The organism is Komagataeibacter kakiaceti JCM 25156, assembly GCF_000613305.1.
This window is the reverse complement of record NZ_BAIO01000139.1, coordinates 1-5,369: the sequence shown is the minus strand read 5'-3', so window position 1 is coordinate 5,369 and position 5,369 is coordinate 1. Positions and strand designations below refer to the sequence as shown.

Annotated in this window: 5 protein-coding genes; all 5 read left to right on the top strand. The window is 65.8% G+C overall.

Features of this window, described 5'->3' with window-relative positions; genetic code table 11:
* Nucleotides 1-326: 326 nt before the first annotated feature.
* Entirely contained in the window at nt 327-1,700 is a 1,374-nt protein-coding gene (locus JCM25156_RS08985) for a PAS domain-containing sensor histidine kinase (protein ID WP_025812821.1), read from the top strand.
* Nucleotides 1,697-2,650 carry an NADH-quinone oxidoreductase subunit B family protein gene (locus JCM25156_RS22955; protein ID WP_457851819.1) on the top strand — a complete coding sequence of 318 codons (954 nt, stop codon included), beginning with the start codon at nt 1,697-1,699 and terminating at the stop codon, nt 2,648-2,650. The genes JCM25156_RS08985 and JCM25156_RS22955 overlap by 4 nt, the downstream gene beginning before the upstream one ends.
* Before the next feature lie 61 nt (nt 2,651-2,711).
* Nucleotides 2,712-3,812: a nickel-dependent hydrogenase large subunit gene (locus JCM25156_RS32075; RefSeq protein ID WP_277909424.1), complete on the top strand. Its 1,101-nt coding sequence runs from the start codon at nt 2,712-2,714 to the stop codon at nt 3,810-3,812.
* On the top strand, nt 3,782-4,186 hold the full coding sequence (locus tag JCM25156_RS32070; RefSeq protein WP_277909423.1) for a nickel-dependent hydrogenase large subunit: 405 nt from the start codon (nt 3,782-3,784) through the stop codon (nt 4,184-4,186). Before JCM25156_RS32075 ends, JCM25156_RS32070 begins: the two co-directional genes overlap by 31 nt.
* The coding region (locus JCM25156_RS08970) for a Sua5/YciO/YrdC/YwlC family protein (RefSeq protein WP_025812820.1) at nt 4,183-5,369 on the top strand (1,187 nt) is incomplete at its 3' end. The genes JCM25156_RS32070 and JCM25156_RS08970, both read left to right, overlap by 4 nt.

The window sequence follows — 5,369 nt, the reverse complement described above, 5'->3', positions numbered from 1 at the left end:
GTTCGGGGTGCGGGCCAAAGCCGCTGGCTGGCGGCAGGCTGGCCCGTTCCGGCCGTGCCACCATTTTCCACCCGCCAACGCCCGCCAGACCGATCACGACAAGAACCGCCACGGATACTTTCGTTTTCGTTCCCAATGTCGTTTCTCCTGTTTCATCTGGCTGTTACAAGGGTAAATGGCACGCGTTCGTTCATGACATTGTTATCAGTCATGCGTGAAGTGAAAAAGTCCCGCCCGGCGGGGCAGGGGGCGCATGCGCGAAAAGCCTTGTAAATATGGCCCGGGTAGTGTCGATTCCTCCACGCGCCAGTATGTGGGAGAGTGTGATGAAGACGGACGGTTTCATCCCCCCTGTCGAAGGAGTAGGTGAAACGGTAGCGGTCGCCGATAACGAACAGGTCTGGCTGAATGTCCTCCACAAGATGGACGAGACATGGGCCGAGCTGATGGAGCAGCAGGTTGCCCTGGAACGCAAGAACGCCGAACTGGAAGACGCGCACACCTTTATGGCCGGAGTGTTCGACGCCATGTCCGACATTCTGGTCGCGTGTGATACGAGCCTGTGCGTCGTGCGGACCAATCAGGCGGCGGAACGGCTGTTTCCTGCCACGTCGGCCAGTACGCGGGCATGGCGGCTGAAGGATCTGATCCACCCCACATCCCCCACCGGGGCCGAGGACGTGGCGGCGGCCATGGCGCGGCGGCAGAGGCTTGAGGACAGGGAGTTCGTGCTGTCAACCGTCAATGGACCGCTCCCCTTCGCCGTAAACGGCGCGGCGCTGTATGACCGGCGGCGGCCATCGGGCATGGTGCTGGTCGCGCGGCCGCTGGGGGAACTGCGGCGGGCCTATAGCGAACTGGACCGCGCGCACCAGCGCCTGAAGGAAGCCCAGACACAGCTTGTGCAGGCGGAAAAAATGGCCTCGCTGGGCAGGCTCGTGGCCGGGGTGGCGCATGAACTCAACAATCCCATTTCGTTCGTCTATGGCAATGCCCATACGCTGCGCCGTTTTGCCGGGCGGCTTGAATCCTATCTTGCCGTTATCCATGCGTCCCCCTGTTCCACGGAGTTTACGCGCCAGCGCGCGGAGTTGCGGATCGACATGGTCATGTCGGAACTCAATGGCGCGCTTGGCGGCATTGTGGAGGGGGCGGAGCGGGTGCGCGACATCGTCGCCGATCTCAGGCGTTTTTCGTCTGGCGCACATGCACGGGGCGGGATATTCGATCTGGCCCTGGTCGCCCATACGGCGCAGGACTGGGTGCTGGCCGCCGGTGGCAGGCCCATCGCGGTCACGATCGATATCGAGGGACCGCTGGAAATCGATGGTCATGCCGGGCAGATGCAACAGGTGATGATGAATCTGGTGCAGAACGCCGTCGATGCGATGGAGGGGGTCGAAACGCCGCTCCTGCACATCAGCGGACGACGGGAAGGAGGGCGTATCCACCTGATGGTACGGGATAACGGGCCGGGCATCGCGCCGGACATAGCCGGACGGATTTTCGATCCATTCTTCACGACCAAGCCGGTCGGCAAGGGGACGGGGCTGGGGCTGGCGATCAGCTACCGCACCGTAACCGAGCATGGTGGCGTCCTGTCCGCCACGGCGCACCCTGATGGCGGCACCGTGATGACGCTGGACCTGCCCGCCTGCCCGGACGCGCGCGACCGGGCCGAGGCGGGGGACGGCCCATGATGTTCAGGGTCATATGGCTTCAGTCAGGTGGCTGCGGGGGGTGCACCATGTCCCTGCTCTGCGCGGAATCTCCCGATCTGCTCACAACGCTGCGCGGCGCGGGCATTGACCTGCTGTGGCACCCCAGCCTGTCGGCGCGCATGGGGGTGGATGCCCTTGAACTGTTCGGGGATGTGCTGGCCGGGCGCGTGGCGCTGGACGCGCTGTGCGTGGAAGGTGCGATGCTGCGCGGGCCGGAAGGCACGGGGCGCTTTCATACGCTGGCGGGCACGGATGTTGCGATGATTGACTGGGTGCGCCGTCTTTCCGGCGTGGCGCGGCATGTCGTGGCGGTAGGGTCATGTTCGGCCTATGGTGGCATGACCGCCGCCGCCCCCAATATTCTCGACGCCTGCGGGTTGCAGTACGATGGCCAGTATCCGGGTGGCGCGCTGGGCGCCGGGTTCGTGGCGCGGGGCGGCCTGCCGGTTGTCAATGTGGCGGGATGTCCGACGCATCCCGACTGGGTAACGGAAACATTGATGCTGCTGGCCCGGAACATGATGGATGCGGACGCGCTGGATGATTTCCGGCGGCCCCGTTTCTATGCCGATCAGCTTGTGCATCATGGCTGTACGCGCAACGAATTTTATGAATACAAGGCCAGCGCCCGGCATCCTTCGGAACTGGGGTGCATGATGGAACATATGGCTGCGTCGGCACGCAGGCGCATGGAGACTGCAATACGCGGCTGTGGAACGGGAGCGGGTCATGCACCGCGCGGGATATGCGTGCATCAACTGCACCGACCCGGAATTCGAGGAGCCAGGACATCCCTTCTGCCAAACACCCAAGATCGCGGGCATTCCCGTCGGCCTGCCAACCGATATGCCCAAGGCATGGTTCGTGGCGCTGTCGTCACTGGCGAAGGCGGCCACGCCCGCACGGCTGGCAAGGAACGCCGTCAGTGACCATCAGGTCATCCCGCCTTCGTGCCATCCACCCAAACGGCGCTAGGGCGGGCCTGTAGCCATGACGCAGAAGGAAGCCACCCGGCTGGTGGTCGGCCCGTTCAACCGTGTCGAGGGGGATCTGGAGGTCCGGCTGGACGTGGCGGATGGGCATGTGCGGGCGGCGTTTGTCAACGCCCCCCTGTTTCGCGGCATCGAGCGGGTGCTGGAAGGACGCACCCCGATGGATGCGCTGGTGATCGCGCCACGTATCTGCGGGATATGTTCCGTCTCGCAATCCCACGCGGCGGCGCTGGCCCTGGCGGGCCTTATGGGTGTTGAACCGGCGGCCAATGGCCGTGTGGCCACGAACCTCATTCTCGCCACCGAGAATCTGGCCGATCACCTGACCCATTTCCACCTGTTTTTCATGCCGGATTTCGCCCGCCCCGATTACGCCACGTATCCGTGGCATGATCATGTGACGCGCCGCTTCGCCGCCATGCGGGGAACGGCGGCGCGCGCGATGTTACAGACCCGCGCGCTCCTGCTGCATATCATGGGAATTCTGGCCGGGCGCTGGCCCCATACGCTGGCGATCCAGCCCGGCGGGGTGTCGCGCGGGGTGGAGGCGCAGGAATGTATCCGTATGCTGACGATCCTGTCCGCCGTGCGCGCGGCACTGGAGGACGGGCTGTTTGGCGCGCGGCTGGAAGAAATCGCGGCCCTGACGGACATGGAGGATCTGGAACGCTGGCGCGCGGCGGGGCCGGAAGGGGATTTCCGGCTGTTCCTGCGTATCGCGCATGATCTCGAACTGGCGCGGTCCGGTCGGTCATATGACCGTTTCATTACGTATGGCGCCTATCCCGGCGGCCTGTCGCCACATGATGGCCAGCGCCTGTGGCCAGCCGGGGTGTTCGCACAGGGCAGGGTCACGGCCCTGGACATCGCCACCGTGGCCGAGGACCACGCCGCAAGTTACATGACCGACCGGGCCAGGCCCAACGCTCCCTTTGATGGATCGACCGTGCCGGACCTGCACAACCCGGCGGGGTATAGCTGGTGCAAGGCCCCCCGTCTGTCCGGCCAGCCCTGTGAAACCGGCGCGCTGGCCCGTCAGCTCGTGGCGGGTCATCCGCTGGCGCGCGCATGGTGGCGCGCGATGGTGGCAATGTCATGAGCCGCGTGGTCGCGCGGCTGGTGGAAAGTGCCCGGTTACTGATGGCGATGGAAAGCTGGGTCGGGATGCTGGCCCCCGGCAGGCCGTGGTGCGACGCGCACAGGGAAATACCCGATGGCCGCGCCATAGGCATGACAGAAGCCGCCCGTGGGGCGCTGGGGCACTGGCTGCGGGTGGAAAACGGATGTATCGCCGGTTACCAGATCATCGCCCCGACCACATGGAACTTCTCCCCCCGCGATGGGGCGGGCCTGCCGGGACCGCTGGAACAGGCGCTGAAGGGCGCAGTGGTGCGGGCGGGAGAACGTAATCCGCTATCCGTGCAGCATATCGTACGGTCTTTCGATCCCTGCATGGCCTGTACGGTCCATTGAGCGCGCCGTCCGCGGGGGTGGGGGAAGAAGCCGAACTGATCCGCGTAAGCGGCGTGGTGCAGGGGGTGGGTTTCCGGCCATTCGTATGGCGTGTGGCCCATCGGCTGGGGCTGCGCGGCAGCGTGCGCAATCGGGGTGACGGGGTGGAAATCGTGGTGGCCGGTCCCGCCGCCGCCCGCGCCATTTTCGTGCAGGAGATCCGGCAGGGGCCGGAAAGGGCGGTGGTGCGCGATGTGGCGCGGCAGCGGACCATCTTGCCCGAAGCCACCGGGTTCGTCATTGCCGACAGTGCGCCGGGGGAAATCAGCACGGGCATCGTGGCGGATCTGGCGACCTGTCCGGCCTGCCGGGTGGAAACTCCGCACACCGGCGCCCGGCGCGCGGGTTATGTCTTTACCAACTGCACGGATTGCGGCCCGCGTTTTTCCATCGTGACGGGCCTGCCATACGACCGGCCCCATACAACCATGGCGGGGTTCAGCATGTGTACGGCCTGCCGTGCGGAATATGATGACCCGGCCAACCGCCGTTTCCATGCCCAGCCCATTGCCTGCCCCACCTGCGGCCCACGCCTGCGCTTTGTGGTGGCAGGGGAGGAGCGGGCAGAGGGCGCGCTGGATGCGGCGGTCACCGTACTATTGATGGGCGGAATTATCGCCCTCAAAGGAATTGGCGGCTATCATCTTGCCTGCCTGGCCACGTCGGATGAAGCCGTGCGGACGCTGCGCACCCGCAAGGCCCGGCCCGCGAAGCCGCTGGCGGTCATGATGGGGAATGCGGCCATGGTCACGGATTTCTGTACCCCGACGGAGATGGAGCTGGCGCTTCTGCATGATCCGGCGGCCCCGGTCGTGCCGCTTGGCCTGCGTGGGAAGATGGGCGGCAAGCCCGCCCTTTCCGCCGGGCTTGCGCCGGGGCTGGACCGGGTGGGGGTCATGCTGGCCTACACGCCCCTGCATGACCTGCTGCTGGAACGTGTCGGCCTGCCGCTGGTCATGACCAGCGGGAACCGCTCAGGTTGCCTGCAGGTGATTGATGAGGCCGGGGCGTACAGGGATCTGGCCGATATTGCCGATGGCTGGTTGGTGCATGACCGTCCCATCGCCCGCAGGCTGGATGACAGCGTGATGGCGGTATGCGCGGGGGCGGGGCGGGTCATCCGGCGTGGGCGTGGGCTGGCGCC